Origin of the sequence: Corynebacterium sphenisci DSM 44792 (assembly GCF_001941505.1) — a bacterium.
Taxonomy (GTDB): domain Bacteria; phylum Actinomycetota; class Actinomycetes; order Mycobacteriales; family Mycobacteriaceae; genus Corynebacterium; species Corynebacterium sphenisci.
This window is the reverse complement of the sequence record NZ_CP009248.1, coordinates 1,686,429-1,703,496: the sequence shown is the minus strand read 5'-3', so window position 1 is coordinate 1,703,496 and position 17,068 is coordinate 1,686,429. Positions and strand designations below refer to the sequence as shown.

15 protein-coding genes are annotated in these 17,068 nt (G+C 77.3%); 8 read left to right on the top strand and 7 right to left on the bottom strand.

What is annotated here, in order from left to right; all coding sequences use genetic code 11:
• Positions 1-9 precede the first annotated feature (9 nt).
• A complete protein-coding gene (gene pknB, locus CSPHI_RS07735) occupies positions 10-2,280 on the bottom strand; it encodes a Stk1 family PASTA domain-containing Ser/Thr kinase (protein ID WP_075692240.1) in 2,271 nt (756 codons plus the stop codon).
• 56 nt (positions 2,281-2,336) lie between these two features.
• Here pknB and CSPHI_RS07730 point away from each other — a divergent pair, with 56 nt between their 5' ends.
• A complete protein-coding gene (locus CSPHI_RS07730) occupies positions 2,337-2,711 on the top strand; it encodes an Rv2175c family DNA-binding protein (protein WP_075692239.1) in 375 nt (124 codons plus the stop codon).
• A 17-nt stretch (positions 2,712-2,728) separates the two neighbouring features.
• Here the strand turns inward: CSPHI_RS07730 and CSPHI_RS07725 are convergent, their stop codons facing one another.
• From CSPHI_RS07725 to CSPHI_RS07710, 4 genes are read right to left on the bottom strand one after another with little or no spacing between them, the layout of a single operon-like run.
• Positions 2,729-3,724: a phytoene/squalene synthase family protein gene (locus CSPHI_RS07725; protein WP_075692238.1), complete on the bottom strand. Its 996-nt coding sequence runs from the start codon at positions 3,722-3,724 to the stop codon at positions 2,729-2,731.
• Positions 3,721-5,334 (bottom strand): alpha-(1->6)-mannopyranosyltransferase A, encoded by a 1,614-nt coding sequence (locus tag CSPHI_RS07720; protein ID WP_075692237.1) that lies wholly within the window; start codon positions 5,332-5,334, stop codon positions 3,721-3,723. Before CSPHI_RS07720 ends, CSPHI_RS07725 begins: the two co-directional genes overlap by 4 nt.
• Positions 5,331-6,917, bottom strand: coding sequence for a phytoene desaturase family protein (gene crtI, locus CSPHI_RS07715; RefSeq protein ID WP_245803290.1), 1,587 nt, complete (start codon positions 6,915-6,917; stop codon positions 5,331-5,333). The genes CSPHI_RS07720 and crtI overlap by 4 nt, the downstream gene beginning before the upstream one ends.
• Complete coding sequence (locus CSPHI_RS07710; protein ID WP_075692236.1) at positions 6,914-8,014, bottom strand: polyprenyl synthetase family protein; 1,101 nt, start codon at positions 8,012-8,014, stop codon at positions 6,914-6,916. Before CSPHI_RS07710 ends, crtI begins: the two co-directional genes overlap by 4 nt.
• A 24-nt stretch (positions 8,015-8,038) precedes the next feature.
• On the opposite strand from CSPHI_RS07710, the gene CSPHI_RS07705 reads away from it, so the two are divergent.
• The gene (locus CSPHI_RS07705) at positions 8,039-9,028 is read left to right on the top strand and encodes a methylenetetrahydrofolate reductase (RefSeq protein WP_075692235.1); all 990 of its coding nucleotides are present in this window, start codon (positions 8,039-8,041) and stop codon (positions 9,026-9,028) included.
• Here CSPHI_RS07705 and CSPHI_RS07700 read toward each other — a convergent pair.
• Positions 9,025-9,660 (bottom strand): LppM family (lipo)protein, encoded by a 636-nt coding sequence (locus CSPHI_RS07700; protein WP_075692234.1) that lies wholly within the window; start codon positions 9,658-9,660, stop codon positions 9,025-9,027. The two genes, CSPHI_RS07705 and CSPHI_RS07700, sit on opposite strands and share 4 nt — an antisense overlap.
• On the bottom strand, positions 9,657-10,292 hold the full coding sequence (locus tag CSPHI_RS07695) for a GNAT family N-acetyltransferase (protein ID WP_245803289.1): 636 nt from the start codon (positions 10,290-10,292) through the stop codon (positions 9,657-9,659). The genes CSPHI_RS07700 and CSPHI_RS07695 overlap by 4 nt, the downstream gene beginning before the upstream one ends.
• 225 nt (positions 10,293-10,517) lie before the next feature.
• Between CSPHI_RS07695 and CSPHI_RS07690 the strand changes: the two genes are divergently transcribed.
• From CSPHI_RS07690 to CSPHI_RS07665, 6 genes are all read left to right on the top strand, one after another.
• Complete coding sequence (locus tag CSPHI_RS07690; RefSeq protein ID WP_084210307.1) at positions 10,518-10,949, top strand: SAV_6107 family HEPN domain-containing protein; 432 nt, start codon at positions 10,518-10,520, stop codon at positions 10,947-10,949.
• Between the two features lie 220 nt (positions 10,950-11,169).
• Complete coding sequence (locus tag CSPHI_RS07685) at positions 11,170-11,616, top strand: DUF3040 domain-containing protein (protein WP_075692232.1); 447 nt, start codon at positions 11,170-11,172, stop codon at positions 11,614-11,616.
• A gap of 711 nt (positions 11,617-12,327) precedes the next feature.
• Positions 12,328-12,759: a division/cell wall cluster transcriptional repressor MraZ gene (gene mraZ, locus CSPHI_RS07680; protein ID WP_075692231.1), complete on the top strand. Its 432-nt coding sequence runs from the start codon at positions 12,328-12,330 to the stop codon at positions 12,757-12,759.
• Between the two features lie 186 nt (positions 12,760-12,945).
• Positions 12,946-13,971: a 16S rRNA (cytosine(1402)-N(4))-methyltransferase RsmH gene (gene rsmH, locus CSPHI_RS07675; RefSeq protein ID WP_075692230.1), complete on the top strand. Its 1,026-nt coding sequence runs from the start codon at positions 12,946-12,948 to the stop codon at positions 13,969-13,971.
• 160 nt (positions 13,972-14,131) lie between these two features.
• Positions 14,132-14,902, top strand: coding sequence for a cell division protein FtsL (gene ftsL, locus CSPHI_RS07670; RefSeq protein WP_075692229.1), 771 nt, complete (start codon positions 14,132-14,134; stop codon positions 14,900-14,902).
• Positions 14,903-14,971: 69 nt separating this feature from the next.
• A complete protein-coding gene (locus CSPHI_RS07665; RefSeq protein ID WP_425429719.1) occupies positions 14,972-17,056 on the top strand; it encodes a peptidoglycan D,D-transpeptidase FtsI family protein in 2,085 nt (694 codons plus the stop codon).
• The last annotated feature ends 12 nt before the right edge of the window (positions 17,057-17,068 follow it).

Here is a 17,068-nt window from a genome sequence, read left to right as displayed (position 1 = left end):
CCGGCGAGCCTAGAGGGTGCGCACGGTGACCGTGTCGCCCTCGTGGGCGCCGCGGCCCGGCCGCGGGGACTGGGTGATCACCGTGTCACCGTCGCCGGCGTCGCCGGTGACCGCCAGCTCCAGGCCGGCGCGCTCGGCGACCTCCCGGGCGTCGCGCAGCCGGCGGCCGATGAGCCGGGGCACCTCCACCCGGTCGGAGACCCGCAGCACCACCCGCGGATCCTCCGGGTCGACGACCTCCCCGGCCGCCGGGGAGGTCGCCTCCACCCGGCCGGCGTCGCGGGTGGAGTCCGCCGCCACCGCCACCTCGTCGACGATGAGCCCGGCCTCGCGCAGCGCCCGGGTGGCCCGCTCCTCGGTCATCCCGGACACGTCCGGCACCTCCACCCCGGAGTTGACGGTGAGGCCCACCTCGCTGCCCCGGGCCATCGGGGTGCCCGCCTCCGGGGCGGTGCCGAGCACCTCCGCGGCACCGGCCCGCGCGTCGAAGCGGCGCTCGATCCCGGCCACCGCCAGACCCGCCTCCGCCAGCACCCGGCGGGCGTCGGCCTCGGCCATGCCCACCAGATCCGGCACCGGCACCGGGGCCGGGCCCCGGGACAGGTGCACGGTGACCGCGGAGCCGACCGCCACGGTGCGGCCCGGCTCCGGTTCCGCGCCGGCGACCTTGCCCTCGGGCACCTCATCGGAGTACACCGCCTCCCCGGCGCGCTCCACCAGGGTGCGCTCGCGCAGCAGCTCCGAGTAGCGGGCCGGGGAGCCGTCGGCGGGCAGCGCCGGCACCGTGGGCCGGCCCAGCGACACCCGCACCTCCACCGGCCGGCCGCGCACCAGCCGGGTGCCGGCCGGCGGGCTGGCGTCGCCGACCACCCCGGCCGGCACCTCATCGCTGTACATCTCCCCGGCCACCGGCTCGAATCCGGCGGCGTCGACCGCGGCGACCGCCGCGGGCCGGGCCATCCCGGTGATGGAGGGCACCTCCCCGTAGCGCCCGGAGCCCAGCCACCAGGCGCCGATGCCGATCGCGAACACCCCCACCAGGGCCAGGATCAGCCAGATCGCGAACCCGGTGCGGGAGCGCCGCCGGCCCGCGGCGGGCCGGGCCGGCCGGGCCGCCGGGCGCGCCCCGCCGGCGGCGGGGGCGGGGTCCCCGCCCCCGGCGCCGGCGAAGTCCCCGTCCGGGTCGTAGTCCAGCGGCGGCCGGGGCCGGTCCAGGCGGGTGTGCCGATCCGGGTCGCCGAGGGCGTCCAGGATCCCGGTGCCGGCCTCGTCCGGGTGCGGCAGATCCACCGGGGTCGCCCCGGCGGCGGGATCCGCCCCGGCGGCCCCGCCGGGGCCCGGCAGCACCGTGGTGCCGGCGGCATCCGCGGCGGCGCCCCCGGCGGCCGCGGCGGCGCGGGCGGCCGCGGAATCGGCCGGCGCCGGCACCCGGAACGCCGGCAGCGCCAGGGCCGCGGTGACCCGATCCAGCTCCGCGGCGAACTCCGCGGCGTCGGCGAAGCGGTCCGCCGGCCGGCGGGCGCAGGCCCGGGCCACCAGATCGTCGAGCTCCAGGGGCACCCCGTCGATGAGGTCGCTGGGCGGGGGCACGTCCCGGTCCAGCCGCTGCAGCGCCACCGCCAGGGTGGAGTCCCCGGTGAAGGGGGTGCGCCCGGTGAGCATCTCGAAGAGCAGCACCCCCGCGGCGTACACGTCCGAGGCCGGGGTCACCTCCCGGCCGTCGACCTGCTCGGGGGAGAGGTAGCCCACGGTGCCCACGATCACCGAATTGGAGGTCACCGAGGCGTCCGCGGCGGCGCGCACCAGCCCGAAGTCGGCGAGCTTGACCTTCCCCCCGGCGCCGATGAGCACGTTCTCCGGTTTGATGTCCCGGTGCACTATGCCCCGGGCATGCGCCAGGGACAGCGCGCGCAGCACCGGGGCGAGCACCGCCACCGCGGCATGCGGCGGCATCGGGCCGCGTTCGCGCAGCAGCTCGCGCAGGGTGCCGCCCTCGACCAGCTCCATCACCAGGAAGACGTGGCCGGCGTCGTCGACGCCCTGGTCGTAGACGTTGACCAGGGTCTCGTCGCTCATCGCGGCCACCGCCCGGGCCTCCCGGGAGAAGCGCACCCGGAAGGCCTCGTCCTCCCGGAAGCGCGGGTCCATCACCTTCGCCGCGACCTCCCGGCCCAGCCGGGTGTCGGTGGCCCGGTGCACCGCGGACATGCCGCCGCGCGCGATGAGCGGCCCGATCCGGTAGCGGCCGTCGAGGAGATCGCCTTCGCGCAGTTCAGTCACCCGCCCAGTATGGCCGAGGCCGCCGTCGCGGGGCCAGTGCCCCGGCGCCGGGTAGCATCGCGGCCGTGAAGAAGATCCCAGCCTGCGCCGACGTCCTCGACCCCGCCGAACCCACCCTGGACCTGCCCGCCGTCGCCGGGCGGCTGGGGGCGCCGGTCACCCGGGTGCACGCGCTGCTCCAGGAGGGCCGCCTGGTGGCGGTGACCCGCGAGGGGGTGCCGCGGGTGCCCGCGGCCTTCCTCGACGACGACGGGGTCAACCGCTTCGTGCCCGGGGTGCTGGCGCTGCTGCACGACGGGGGCCATTCCCCGGAGGAGATGCTGCGCTGGCTCTTCGCCGAGGACGACTCCCTGCCGGGCCGGCCGGTGGACGCGCTGCACGGCCATCTCGCCCGGGAGGTGCGCCGCCGCGCCCAGGCGATGGCGCTCTAGCGCCGGCCTGGGCCGGCTCAGCCGCGCAGCAGCGCGCCGAGCCGGCCCAGGCCCCGGCCGGCCGCGGAGCCGGCCACCGCCGCCGAGGCCGCGGCCGCCTGCGGCAGCGCCGTGGCCAGCCGGCGAACCGGGGGCACCACCGCCCGCCCGGCGAAGGGGTCGTGGCCCTGCTCGGCGAGGCGGTCCAGGATCCCGCCGTAGAGCACCCGGGCGGTGCGCACGGTCTGCCGGCCCGGGGCGGTGAGCATCGGCACCCCCGGATCCGCCCGCCGGTACTGGGCCCGGTTCACGGCCGCGAAATGCCGCATCGCGGCGACCACCTCCGCGGTGGCCGCCCCGCGCGCGGCGCAGTCGGCGAGCATCGCCTCGTCCACCCCGAAGGCCGCCCACTCCGCCATCGGCAGGTAGATCCGGCCCCGGTCCAGGTCCTCGGCCACGTCGCGCAGGAAGTTCGTCACCTGGAAGGCCTCGCCGAGGGCCACCGCATGCGGGGCGGCCTCGGCGGCCGGCACCCGGGTGCCCAGCACCGGCAGCAGCTGCAGCCCGATCACCGCCGCGGAGCCCCACATGTACTCCGCCAGCTGCGCCCAGTCGGCGTAGCGGTCCCGGTGCTCGGCGGCGCCGGGCACGTCCATGAGCATCGAGGCCACGAAATCCTCGATCAGCGACGGGTCGATCCCCCAGTGCCGGATCTCGTGCGCGGCGGCGCCGAGCACCAGCCACTCCCGGCCGCCGGGCTCGATTCCGGACAGGTCCCCGCGGGGATCGCCGAGGAAGGCGCGCAGGCCCGCGTGCAGGGCCCGCACCCGCCCCGCGGCGGCGGCCGGGTCGGCGGCGCCGGGGCCGTCGACGATGTCGTCGACCACCCGCGCCCAGGCGTAGAGCGCCCACACCGCGCGGCGCCGGCCGGGGGTGAGCAGCCGGGTGGCCAGGGCGTAGGTGCGGCCATTGGCCTCGGTGATGCCGCGGCAGAGCCGCTGCGCCTCGGCGAGCCGGCCGGGGGAGAGCCTCATCGCGGCGCCTCCCCGGACCCGGCCGCGGCGGTGGGGGAGCCGGCCCCGCCGGCGGGCGCGGCCGGATCCGCGGGGCCCCCGCCCCCGGGGAGCCGGGACCGCGGCGGGCGGAGGGAGCCGGTGTCCAGCCAGCGCACCGCCGCGATCGCGGCGAGGGTGACCAGGATCATCCACAGCGGCTCGTAGAGGCGGTTGTTGCCGCCGCCGGCGAAGGACAGGCAGAGCAGCACGGTGGCGCCCACCGCGCCCAGGCTCACCCACCGGGGCGGGCGCACCGCGCCCAGCGGCACCAGCAGCGAGGCGTAGTACCAGGGCAGGGTCACCGCGTTGAACACCACCATCACCCCGTAGGCGGCGCAGCTGCCGGCGATGTTGCGCCGGGGGGTGGCCCGGAACAGCACCCAGGTGGCGACCAGGCCGGCGAGCATGAGCACCGCCGAGATCCGCCGGGTGACGGCCACCACCACGTTGAAGGTCACCGAATCGTCGATCCAGGCCATCACCCCGGAGATGATCCCGGCCACCGCGCTGGGCGCGGCCAGCGGGTTGACCACCTTGGTGTTGCCGCTGAGCTCGCCCACCCAGCCCCAGCTGGTGCCGGTGGCCCAGGTCACCGCGGCGAGCACCGCCACGGCCAGCCCGGTCATGCCCAGACCCGCGGCGAGCAGCCCCGGCAGCCGGCGGAGCGCGTCGCGCAGGCCCGGCAGCGGGGCCCGGCGGGTCAGCGCCACCCACACCAGGAAGGGCAGCGCGATGACCGCGGTGGCCTTCAGCGACACCGCCACGCCGACCAGCGCCGCGGCCAGCGCCGCGCCGCGCCGCCGGGGCAGCTCCAGGGCGGCGACCGTGGCCAGGGAGACCAGGCCCACCATCAGCGCCTCATTGTGCATGCCGCCGACCAGGTGCAGCAGCACCAGCGGGTTCAGCGGGCCCAGCCACAGCGCCAGGGCCGGGTTGCCGCCCAGGGCCCGCGCGATCCGGGGCGCGGCCCAGACGATCGCGGCGAAGCCGGCCAGGGCGAGCAGCCGGAAGGCGATCACCCCGACGCCGACGCTGTCGCCGACGGCGGCGGTGATCCACTTGCCGATGCCCAGGTGCAGCGGCCCGTAGGGGGTGGTGGTGTTGCGCCAGTCGGCGGAGACCTCCAGCAGCATCGGGCCCGGGTTGACCGCCGCGCCCTGGGTGTAGGGGTCGTAGCCGTCGCGCACCATGGCGCCCTGCATGAGGTAGGAGTACACGTCCCGGGAGAACACCGGCCCGGCCAGGGCCAGCGGCCCCGCCCACCAGGCCACCAGCCGGCGTACCCGGGCCAGCCGGGCCGCGGGCGGGGCCGGCTCCGGCCCGGGGGCCCACACCAGGGCCCGGCCGGCGCGCAGCCAGGCCACCAGCAGGGCGGCCACGCCGGCCCAGATCAGGGTCTCGAAGGCGGCGAAGCCGTGCCCGTAGGTGATCCAGCGCATCCCGAGGGCCTCCACCACGCCGCCGCGGTAGCGGGTCGCCCCGGCGCCGTAGGAGCCCACCGCGATGAGCGCGGCCCCGGCGGCGCCGAGCGGCGCCGGGTCGGCGAGGACGCGGCGGGCCCGGGGCCCGATCCCGGCGGGCGCGCTCATCGCGGGCCCCCGCAGCCGAGCCGGCCGGCGGCCAGCGCCCCGGAAATGAGCACCGTGGGCACGCCCACCCCGGGCACGGTGGTGGACCCGGCGGCGACCAGGTTCGCCGGCCACGCCGGGTGCAGGTTGCGGGGCCGGAAGGGCCCGGTCTGCCGGAACAGGTGCGCCAGCCCGAAGGGGGAGCCGGCGCCCATCCCGGCCGCCGCCCAGGTCGCCGGGGTGTCCACCCGGCCGACCCGCCAGCCCCCGCGCAGCCCGGTCAGCCCCCGATCCTCGAGGACGCCGGCGAGTTCGGCGACGTAGCGTTCGGCCAGCGGGCCCCAGTCCAGGGGCGCGGAGTCCAGGTTCGGCGCCGGGGCGAGCACGCTCACCGGCTCGTGGCCGTCCACCACCCGGTCGGGGGCGGTGACCGCCGGCCGGGTCACCAGCAGCGAGGGATCGCCCATGAGCCGCCCGCCGCGCGGGGCGCAGATCTCGGCGAAGGTGGCCGCCCAGCGCCGGCCGAAGGAGATCAGGTGGTGCGCCGCCGGCCAGTCCCGGGTGAGCGCCACCGGCACCGCGCCGTGGGCGACCACCGCCGAGGGCGACCAGCGCAGGCCGCGGCGGGGCCGCAGCCCCAGCCAGTCCTCGACGATCGGCCGGTCCACGGTGGCCACCGCCGCATCGCAGGCGATCCGGTGCGGTTCGGCCCCGCCGATCTCGGCGGCGACGACCTCCCCGGCGGTGTCGCGGACCAGGGCGGTCACCGGGGCGGAGGTGCGGATCTCCCCGCCGGCGCGGCGCACCGCGGCGGCCATCAGCTCCGGCACCGCCCCGGCGCCGGAGCCGGCGGCCGAGGCCACCGGGTAGTGCACGCCCAGGCCGGTGTCCATATGCGCGATCACCCCGTAGACGGCGCGGGCGGCGTCCGGGGCGACCCCGGCGTAGAGGGCCTGGAAGCTGAACAGCCGGGCCAGATCGGCGTCGCCCACCCGGCGCCGGGCGAGCCGGCCCAGGGAGCCGAAGCCGCCGAGCCGGGCCAGGCGCAGCAGATCCCGGCGGGCGGCGGGGCCGGCGACCATGTCCAGCGGGGAGTCGTAGGAGCGGGCCATGAAGGAGTCGAAGGCGGCGTCGTGCATCCGGCGCAGCAGCCCGGCGAGATCGGCGACCCCGGCCGCGGCGGCCGCGCCATCGCCCCCGCCGGCGGCGGCGAAGGCCCGGGCGGCCCCGGCGAGGCCGGCCGGGTCCGCGCCGGGCACCGCGATCTCCCGGCCGTCGGCGTAGCGGGCCAGGTAGGCGGGGGCCACCGGCGCCCAGGCGAACGCGGGATCGACCTCGGCGGCGGTGAGCCCCGCCGCGGCCAGGGCGCGATCGACGAGATCCGGCATGGTGAGCACGCTGGCGCCGGTGTCGTAGCGCAGCGCCGGGGCCCCGGGGGCGGCGATCCGCTCAGTGGCGCAGCGGCCGCCGACGTGGTCGGCGGCCTCCACCACGGTGACCCGCCGGCCGTCGCCGAGCAGGTGCAGCGCGGCGGCCAGGCCGGACAGGCCCGCGCCGATGACGAGGACCCGCTCCCGGCGGCCCGGCACCCGGCGCAGGCTCACAGCGACCTCACCGTCACCTGGTGCGCGAGCCGCTCCAGCAGCCCCCGGTGCGCCGGCTCGATCGGGGCCCGGCCGAGGCTGGCCAGCGCCCGGCGGGTGCGCTCGGCGATCTCGGCCTCCATCGCCTCCGCCGCCCCCGAGTCGACGATGATCCGGGTGAGCCGGTCGATGTCCGCGGCCTCGCGCACCCGGCCCAGCCGGGAGTCCAGCTCCCGGGCGGCGGCCGGGTCGGAGCCGGCCAGCCGGTCCAGGGCGGTGGCCACCAGCACGGTGCGCTTGCCCTCCCGCAGATCATCGCCGGCGGGTTTGCCGGTGACCTCCGCGTCGCCGAAGACGCCGAGCTGGTCATCGCGCAGCTGGAAGGCGATCCCGATCTCGCGGCCGAAGACCCGGTAGGCGTCGATGATCTCCGGACCCGCCCCGGCGATCGCGGCGCCGATGTGCAGCGGCCGCTCCACGGTGTAGGCGGCGGTCTTGAACAGGTTGATCCGCTCGGCGACGGCGACCCCGCCCTCCCCGGAGTTCTCCGCGGTGATGTCGAGCACCTGCCCGCCGAGGACCTCGGTGCGCATCTCCGACCAGGGCCGGCGGGCCCGGGCCAGCGCCGCGGCGCTCAGGCCGGACTCGTGCAGCAGATCATCGGACCAGGCCAGGGCGACGTCCCCGGCGATGATCGCGATCGCCTGGCCGTAGCGGGCGGCGTCGCCGCGCCAGCCGGCGTTGGCGTGCGCCAGCTCGAAGCGGCGGTGCACGGTGGGCCGGCCGCGGCGGGTGTCCGAGGCGTCGATGATGTCGTCGTGGATGAGCGCGCAGGCCTGCACCAGCTCCAGGGCGCACAGCGCGCGGAACACCGCGGCCGGATCCTCCTCGCCGGCGGCGCCGCCGGCGCCGAGCCAGCCGGCCCAGGCGAAGGCCGGGCGCACCCGCTTGCCGCCCTCCAGGGTGAACTCCGCCAGGGCCTCGAACACGGCGGTGAACCGCGGATCGACCCGGGCCACCGCGGCGCGGCGCGACTCCAGGAAATCGCGGAGCTCCTCGGTGACGGCCCCGGGGACCTCGCCGGGGGCCAGGCCGGGGGAAATGCGCGGTGCGGGCATGGCCCCATATTAAGGTAGGCGGACATGTCCGCTTCGACCCCGTCCCCGGTCCCCGGCCGGCAGGTCCCGATCCGGCGGGCGCTGAGCCTGCCCGGGCCCGGCCCGGTGCCGTTCTCCGTCGAGTTCATGCCCCCGCGCGACGACGCCGCGGAGCGGCGCCTGTTCGAGGCCGCGGAGGCCTTCCACGATCTCGGCGCGGCCTTCGCCTCGGTGACCTACGGCGCCGGCGGCGGCACCCGGGCGCGCACCCTGCGGGTCGCCGAGGACCTCGCCGGCCGGCCCCTGACCACCCTGGTGCACCTCACCCTGGTGGACCACACCGTGGCGGAGCTGCGCGGCATCCTGCGCGGCTACCTCCGGCGGGGGTTGACCAATCTGCTGGTGCTGCGCGGGGACCCGCCCGGGGACCCGCTGGGGCAGTGGCGGACCACCCCGGGCGGGCTGACCTACGCAAGCGAGCTCATCGACCTGATCCGGGCCGAGGAGGAGTTCGCCGGCTTCGAGATGGGCATCGCCTCCTTCCCGGAGGGCCACTACCGGGCCCCGGATCTGGAGGCGGACACCCGGCACACCCTGGCGAAGCTGCGCGGCGGGGCGGAGTACTCGATCACCCAGATGTTCTTCGACGTGGAGGACTACCTGCGGCTGCGCGACCGGCTCGCCGCGGCGGACCCGGTGCACGGGGCCAAGCCGGTGATCCCGGGGCTGATGCCGATCACCTCGCTGCGCTCGCTGCGCCGCCAGGTGAGCCTGTCCGGCTCCCAGCTGCCCGCCGGGCTGGAGGAGCGGCTGCTGGCCGCCGCCGCCGGCGATGAGGAGGCCAACCGGGACGAGATCCGCAAGGTGGGCATCGAGGTGTCCACCGAGATGGCGGAGCGGCTCATCGCCGAGGGGGTGCCGGGGCTGCACTTCATGACCCTGAACTTCACCCGCGCCACCCAGGAGGTGCTGCACAACCTGGGCATGGCGCCGGCCTGGGGCGGCGGCCAGTCCATGCAGCGCGACGGCTTCTAGCCCCCCGGCGCGGCCCGGCGGTCCCGGCCGGCCCAGGCGAAGGCCGCCGCGGCGGCGCCCGCCCCGGCCAGCGCCAGGATCGCCGCCCACTGCAGGATCACCCGGCCGCCGCCGGGCCGCCTCGGCAGCTCCGCCCACAGCCGGGTGGCGGTGCCGCCCTCGGCGGTCCAGCGCACCGCGCCATCGCCGCCGAGCGCCCCGTTGCTGCCGTCGACGCCGTCGGGCAGGCCCACCGCCAGGCGCACCCGCGCCGCCGGCTGCCCGCCGAGGTCGATGAGGCCGGTGAGCGAGCCCGGCTCCGCGCCGGGACGGTCCAGTTCGGCGTGCACCGCGCCGCCGCTGGCCTCCTCCACCGCGGTGGCGAAATCGGCGAAGTCGACCCCGCGCACGGTCACCGAGAGCACGTCGCGGTCCCCGACGGTGGTCGCCGTCGCATCCACCCGGTCGGCCAGCTGCGCCGGGGGCCGCCAGGCCCCGAGATCGCGCTGCCCGGCGGGGGCGATCACCTCGATGCCGCCGGTGACCGCGCCCCGATCGTCGAGCACCAGATCGGCCTCCGCGTCCACGCAGCCGGCCGGGGCGAGCCCGGCCAGGGCCAGCGCGGCGGCCGCCAGCCGGCGCCGCGGGCTCATCGGCGCGCCCCCGGGGCGCCGGCGGGGCCGGGGGCCTCCGGCAGCGGCAGGTCGGCGGCGAGCACCGCGAAGGGCCGCGGATCCCCGGCGAAGCGGAAATCGCGCAGCACGTCGGCGAAGCCCAGGGAGCGGTAGAGCCGCCAGGCCCGGTTGCCCTCGGCCCCGGCCTCCGGGGTGGACAGCAGCACCCTTGGCTCGGGGCGGTCCGCGAGCAGCAGCCGCAGCATCCGGGGGCCCAGGCCCTGGCCCTGGTGGCGGGGGTCGACGTGGATTTCGGCGAGTTCGACGTAGTCGGCGAGCAGCGCCTGGATCTCCGACACCGGCCGGGTGCCGGCGAGGCCGCCGCGGACCTGCCGGTGCCACCACTGCCGGGTCGTGCCGTGATGACAGTAGGCGACGCCCACGATCGGGCAGTCGGCGCGGGCGACCGCCTCGGCGGCGGGCGTCGCCGGGGGGTGCAGGATCGCCGCGACCGCCGCCCAGCCGGGTTCGCGCTGGTGGGCGGTCCAGGCCCGGATGCGGTCGTCGATCATCGCGGGGGCGTAGCCCATCGCGTCGACGTAGACGCCGACGGCCTCGCGCATGCGGCGCCGCAGGACCTCGCGGCTGACCGGGGTGACGCTGTAGTGCACGCCCCCATCCAACCACGGCCCCGCCCCCGCCGGGCGGGGTGCGCGCCCCGCGGCCCGGCCGCCCTGCGGGGGAGCGGAGCATCCCGACAATCGAACAACAGTGCTATAATTCGAACATGGCGGCGGATGCGCCGTCCGGCCGGGCCCTAGCCTGCGGGGCGAACCCGGCGGGAGGTCCCCGCCGAAGCGGCGCGGAGACGACGCGGGAGCGGGAAGGAGCGGAACATGCACGGCGCATACGACATCACCGGGATCCGGGGCGGTGCCCATCTGGCGCCGGCGGGCGCGCCCGCGGCGGGCATCGGCTACCTCGGCCGGGCCGTGGAGCTGCTCCGCCAGGCGGAGGTCGCCGCCCCGGCGGAGCGCCTCGAGCTGGCCTACCAGGCGGCGCTGCGGGTCTCCGGGGCGCTGCAGGCCCGCCGGCCGCGGCGGCGCCGGGCCGCCGGGCACGGGGCCTGGGAGCGGCTGCGCCGGGCCGCCCCGGAGTACGCCGGCTGGGCGGACCGCTTCGAGGCCTACCAGCCGGTCCGGGAGCGGGTCCGGCTCGGCCTGGACCGGCACCCGGATCCGGAGCTGGTCCGCGCGGTGGCGGCCGCCGCGGGGGACTTCCTCGCCGAGGCCGAGGCGGAGTTCGGGGTGCTGCCCGCGGTGGCCTGAACCGGGTCCGCCGCACCGCGTGCACCGCGGCCCCGGCGCCGCGGCGGGGCACGTAGACTCGGTGGCGCATCCGGGCGCGGGTCGCGGCCGGGTGCGGGAACAATGATCCGGTCCCGGGCGTTGTACCTGAGGACACGGCGCACCGGATCCCCGGTGGCGCCGGGGCCGTCGGCGCGGGGACCGCGCCGGGCCGGATGAGGTTGAGAAGCGGAGGGAAGCAATGGCGCTATCCGAGCAGGAGCAGCGGATGCTCGACGAGATCGAGTCCGCGCTGTATGCCGAGGATCCCAAGTTCACCTCGACGATGACCGGGCACGCCTTCGGCGGCCGTTCCGCGGGCGCGCCCCGCGGGGTGACCATCCAGGCCGTGGCGATCGCGGTGCTCGGGCTCGTGCTGCTCCTCGGCGGCGTCGCCCTGGCCCAGATGAGCCTGTGGTTCATCGCGCTGAGCGTGGTCGGCTTCATCGCCATGTTCGCCGCCGGCGTGTGGTCCCTGGGCACGGCCCCGGGCGACGGCGCCGGCCCGGCCCCGCGGCGCGGCCGCGGCGGTCGCGGCGGTCGCGGCGGCGGCGGCCGCGGGCCCCGTCCGCCGCGCAGCCCGCGCGGCGGCGGCTCCGGCCCCGGCAGCCTGGAGTCCCGGTTCCGCAACCGCTTCGAGCAGGGCTGACCCCACCGCGGGGCAGCGGGCAGGGGGCCGACGTCGACGACGTCGGCCCCCTTCCGCGATCCCGGACCCAGCCGGCCCCCCGCGCACCGGGGATCGGGGCCGGCCCCCGCGGGCGGAGGCCGCGCCCCACAATCCCCCACCCGGATCCCCCACTTCGCCCCACCGGCCCGGCCGCCGCCGATCCCGGGGATCGGCGGCCGGCGGCGCCCCGGGGCGGCCCCGGTGCCGGTTCCCGGGTCCCGGCCACGGTGCCGGATGGGGGATAGGGGCAGTTCACAGGGGTTTTCTCCGTTCTTTCCCGGAGTCCGGCGGCCCCGGGGTCCGGGGATTCGGCGGGTGCTCCCGCGGTGGGCCGGGGGCGGGCGCCGGCGGCCGCCCGCGGGGCCCGCGGGGAGGGGCGGGGGTGCGCGACGCGCGGGGTCCGCGGGAAATTCCGCCACCCCTGACATGATCCCGATGGATCGTCATAGATCCTGGTCACGGCGTTACCATGGCCTAACCCCAGTAACCCGTGGGGCGCGCGAGGCGGATGCGATCGGGGAATCGCAGGATTCCCGGTGTTGCCGGTGGGGCGAAGTGGGGTACTGTGGGGCGTGATGTCGGGCAGGTATCTCGGCATCCGTGGAAAGAGACGAATAACCGCATGACGACGCACGCACCCGGCACCCGGGCGCGCTGACCGACGGCACGGGGAGAGGAGCCGGAGCCGCGATGTTCCTCGGCACCTACACCCCGAAGCTCGACGACAAGGGCCGGCTGACCCTGCCGGCGAAGTTCCGCGAGGAGCTCGCCGGGGGGCTGATGGTCACCAAGGGGCAGGACCACTCGTTGGCCGTCTACCCCAAGGACGAGTTCGTCCGGCTGGCCCAGCGCGCCACGAAGGCCTCGCGCACGAACACCCGCGCACGGGCCTTCATCCGCAACCTCGCGGCGAGCACCGACGAGCAGCGGCCGGACGCCTCCGGCCGGATCACGCTCTCGGCGGATCACCGCGCCTACGCGGGGCTGACCAAGGAGTGCGTGGTCATCGGCTCGATCGATTTCCTCGAAATCTGGGACGCCGAGTCCTGGAGCGCCTACCAGGCGGAGCACGAGGAGGACTTCTCCGATGCGGAGGACGATTCCCTCTTCGATGTGCTGTAGCCGCCCGGAGGGGCGCGGGAGCGTCCGCAAGGACTCTGCCCGGCCGGCCCCTGGTGTACTTCCCCGACACCAGGTTCCGGACGGGCAGGGCCCTGTGCACGCCCCCGGCCCCGGCGCCCGCGGGCGCCCGGCCCCATGCCGGGCCGAGGAGAACGTGCAGACCGACGGAACCCGGGAGGAGGGGCGATGAGCGGCATCGAGGAGCCGCGGCCGGAGGCCGCGGCGGACGCCCCCGGGCATGTCCCGGTGCTGCGCGATCGGATCGCCGAGCTGCTCGCCCCGGCCATCGGGGCCGCCGGCGGGCGCGCCGTGGTCCTCGACGCCACCCTCGGCGCCGGCGGGCATGCCGAGCATCTGCTGCGCACCCACCCGGGGCTGCACCTCATCGGGCTGGACCGCGACTGCGCGGCGCTGGCCGGGGCGCGGCGCCGGCTGGCCTTCGCCGGGGATCGGCTGGGCACCGCGCACGTCCGCTTCGACGAGCTCGGCGCCGCCATCGACGCCGGGGAGGGCCCCGCCTTCGAGCTGGCCCGCGCCCACGGCCTGGCCGGGGCGCTGTTCGACCTGGGGGTCAGCTCCATGCAGCTGGACCAGGCCGAGCGCGGTTTCGCCTACCGGGTGGACGCGCCCCTGGACATGCGGATGGACCCCGACTCCGGCGGCCGCACCGCCGCGGACGTGCTCAACACCTACGACCACGCCGAGCTGGCCCGGGTGCTCAGCGTCTACGGCGAGGAGCGCTTCGCCGGCCGGATCGCCTCCGCGGTGCTGCGGGAGCGCGAACGCGAGCCCTTCCGCACCTCGGGGCGGCTGGTGGAGCTGCTCTACCAGGCGATTCCGGCGGCGGCCCGGCGCAGCGGCGGCCATCCGGCCAAGCGCACCTTCCAGGCGCTGCGGATCGAGGTCAACGGGGAGCTGGAGTCCATCCGCCGGGCGCTGCCGGCGGTGCTGGATCGGCTCGCCGTGGGCGGCCGGGCGGTGTTCATGAGCTACCAGTCCCTGGAGGACCGGCTGGTCAAGCGCTGCTTCGCCGAGGCCTGCGCGGACACCACCCCGCCGGGGCTGCCGATGGCGCTGCCCGGGCATGAGCCGCGCTTCGCCCAGCTCACCCGCGGGGCGGAGAAGGCCGATACCGCGGAGATCGAGGCCAATCCGCGGGCGGCCCCGGTGCGGGTGCGCGCCGTGCAGCGGCTGCGCGCCGACCCCGGGTAGGCCCGCGCCCCGCCGATCCCGGGGGCGGCCCCCGGCCACCAGGTTCAACGTCAACTGAAGATTCAACCGATTTCCGCCGCGGGCCCTGCGCCAAGGGCCCGCACCGACCGAGACGACCAGGACACCCGCCGCCGGCGGGGCCGACCACGGGAGACACGCAATGGCAGCCATCATCACCGACGGGCCCCGGACGAGCCGGGGCGCCCGCGGCGGCGTCGCGACCCCCGCGCGCCGCCGCCCCCGCCCCGGCCGGGGGGCCATCCGGCTCGGCTCCCGGCAGGTGGTCTCCGTGCGCGGCCGGCGGCTGCCCACCGCCGAGGCCGACCGCACCCGGCGGCGCAACGCCACGCTCATCATCGCCCTCGCCGTGGCCGCGGTGGCCGCCGCGCTGGTGCTCTCCGCGTTCTCCACCCAGCGCTCCCTGGAGATCGCCGAGGCCCGGGAGCAGGAGAAGGCGCTCATCGATCAGGTCGAGGTGCTCGAGCGCGACACCGAGTACCTGCGCTCCACCGCGGAAATCGCCCGCCGCGCCGCCGAACTCGGCATGGTCACCCCCGAGCAGCCCGCGATCCTGGTCGCCGGGCCGGAGGGCCTGGCCGAGGTGCGCCCCGCCGAGGCGGAGGCCCGCGGCATCATCGACCTCAACGGCGCGCCCACCCGGCCCGCCCCGCCGACCTCCGACCCGGCGCAGACCGCCCAGGTGCCCGGGATGGCCGGCCCGGTGGTCGAGGAGCGGCCCGGCCCCGGCCGCGGCGCGCTGACCCCCTACGCCCCGGTGCCGCCGGCGGCCCCGCCCGCCCCGGAGCAGGGGCCCGCCGCCCCGCCGCCGCCGGCCCCGGAGAACGCCCCGGCGCCGCCGCCGGCGAACCCGCCCGCGCCGGAGAACGCCCCGGCGCCGCCCGGCCCGGCGCCCGCCCCGGCGGTAGACTGACCCGGACATGCCCGCGACGGCGCGGCGGTACTGGACCTTGAGCAGGCACGACGACGCGGAGGTGCGTGGATGAGCCCCCTGGGCGGCGATCGCGGGTACCCGCGGCGAGGCGGCGACGGGCCGCGCCCGATCGGCGCGGACCGCGGACCGCGGCCGCGGCCGCCGCGCAACCGCGCCCGGGCCGCCGACGCCGCCGACCGCTCCGGGCGGATCCGCGCCGCCGGCGGCGGGGCCCGGATGGCCACCACCGCCGCGGACTTCGCCCGCCGGCGCACCTGGGTGCAGCTGGTCGGTCTGCTCATCGCCCTCGCGGTCGTCGCCCGGCTCGGCTGGGTGCAGCTCATCGTCGGCCCGGAGCTGTCCGCCCTCGCCGCCCAGCAGCGCACCGTCACCCTGGTCGACCCGGCCCGCCGCGGCGCCATCGAGGACCGCTCCGGCAACGCCCTGGCCTTCACCATGGAGGCCCGCTCCATCACCGTGCACCCCAACACGCTGCGCTCCTACATCGAGGACCGGCACCGCCTCTGGCCCGAGGACACCGAGGAGCCGGAGCCGCGGATGGAGCGCATCGCCGAGGAGCTGCCCGGGCTCATCGGGGTGCGCGATCTCGACGAAATCGACCGGCGCACCGGGGGCCGGCGCCGGGTCGGCGACGCCGCCGAGCGCGTCGAGGGCGCCGCCGCGGTGCCGGAGGGGATCAGCTCCCGGGAGATCCTGGACAAGCTGCGCAACGAGGAGTCCACCTACGAGGTGCTGGTGCGCAACGTCGACCCGGACAAGGCCGCCGCGGTGGTGGAGCGCTTCCCGGAGCTGGTCGCCGAGCGCCAGGACATCCGGCAGTACCCCAACGGCGCCGTGGGCGCGAACGTGATCGGCAAAATCGGCATGGACGGGGTCGGCCAGTTCGGCTTCGAGGCCGCCCGGGACGCCACCCTGCAGGGCGTCAACGGCGGGCGCACCGTGGACATCGCCGCCAACGGGATCGCCATCCCCGGCTCCACCCGGGACCGGGTCGCCCCGGTCGACGGCACCTCCTACGAGCTCACCCTCGACGTGGACATGCAGTACCAGGTGCAGCAGCAGCTGGAGCAGGCCGTCGCCAACTCCGGGGCGGCCGGCGGCTCCGCGGTGGTGCTCGACGCGCGCAGCGGCGAGGTGCTCACCATGGCGCAGTCGGGCACCGCGAACCCGAACAAGGACATCGGGGTGGAGGTGGAGCAGGGCCGCTCCATCGGCAACACCGCGGTGACCAGCCCCTTCGAACCGGGGTCGGTGGCGAAGGTGATCACCGCCGCGGCCGCCATCGAGGACGGGGTGACCACCCCCGACGAGGTGCACACGGTGCCCGGCTCCATCCGGATGGCCGGGGTGGAGGTCTCCGACGCCTGGCAGCACGGCGAGGAGCGCTTCACCACCACCGGCATCTTCGGCAAATCCTCCAACGTGGGCACCCTGATGCTCGCCGACCGGGTGGGCCAGGACCGCTTCGCCCGGATCCTCACCGCCTTCGGCCTGGGCCAGCCCACCGGGGTGGAGCTGCCCGGGGAGACCGCGGGCCTGGTGCCCAGCCGGCAGCAGTGGTCCGGGGGCACCTTCGCGAACCTGCCGATCGGCCAGGGCATGGCGATGTCCCTGCTGCAGATGACCGGCATCTACCAGACCATCGCCAATGACGGGGTGCGGGTGCCGCCGCGGATCATCCGCGCCTCCACCGCCCCCGGCGGGGACCGGGTGGAGGCCCCGGAGCCGGAGGGGGTGACCGTGGTCTCCCCGGAGACCGCGCGCACCGTCCGGGAGATGTTCGAGGCGGTGGTGCAGGACGATCCCACCGGGGTGCAGCAGGGCACCGGCCCGCAGGCCGCGGTGCCCGGCTACCGGATCGCCGGCAAGACCGGCACCGCGCAGAAGGTGGACGAGGACACCGGGGCGTACTCGAACTCCCGGTACTACATCACCTTCGCCGGGATCGCCCCGGCCGACGACCCCCGCTTCGTGATCGGGATCATGCTCGACGAGCCGGTGCGCGGGGTGCACGGGGAGGGCGGCCAGTCCGCGGCCCCGCTGTTCCACGACATCGCCGCCTGGGCCCTGGACCGCTACAACGTGCCGCCCTCGCCGCCCGCCGAGGGCCGGCTGCTGCTGGACGCGGGATGAGGGGGACGACGC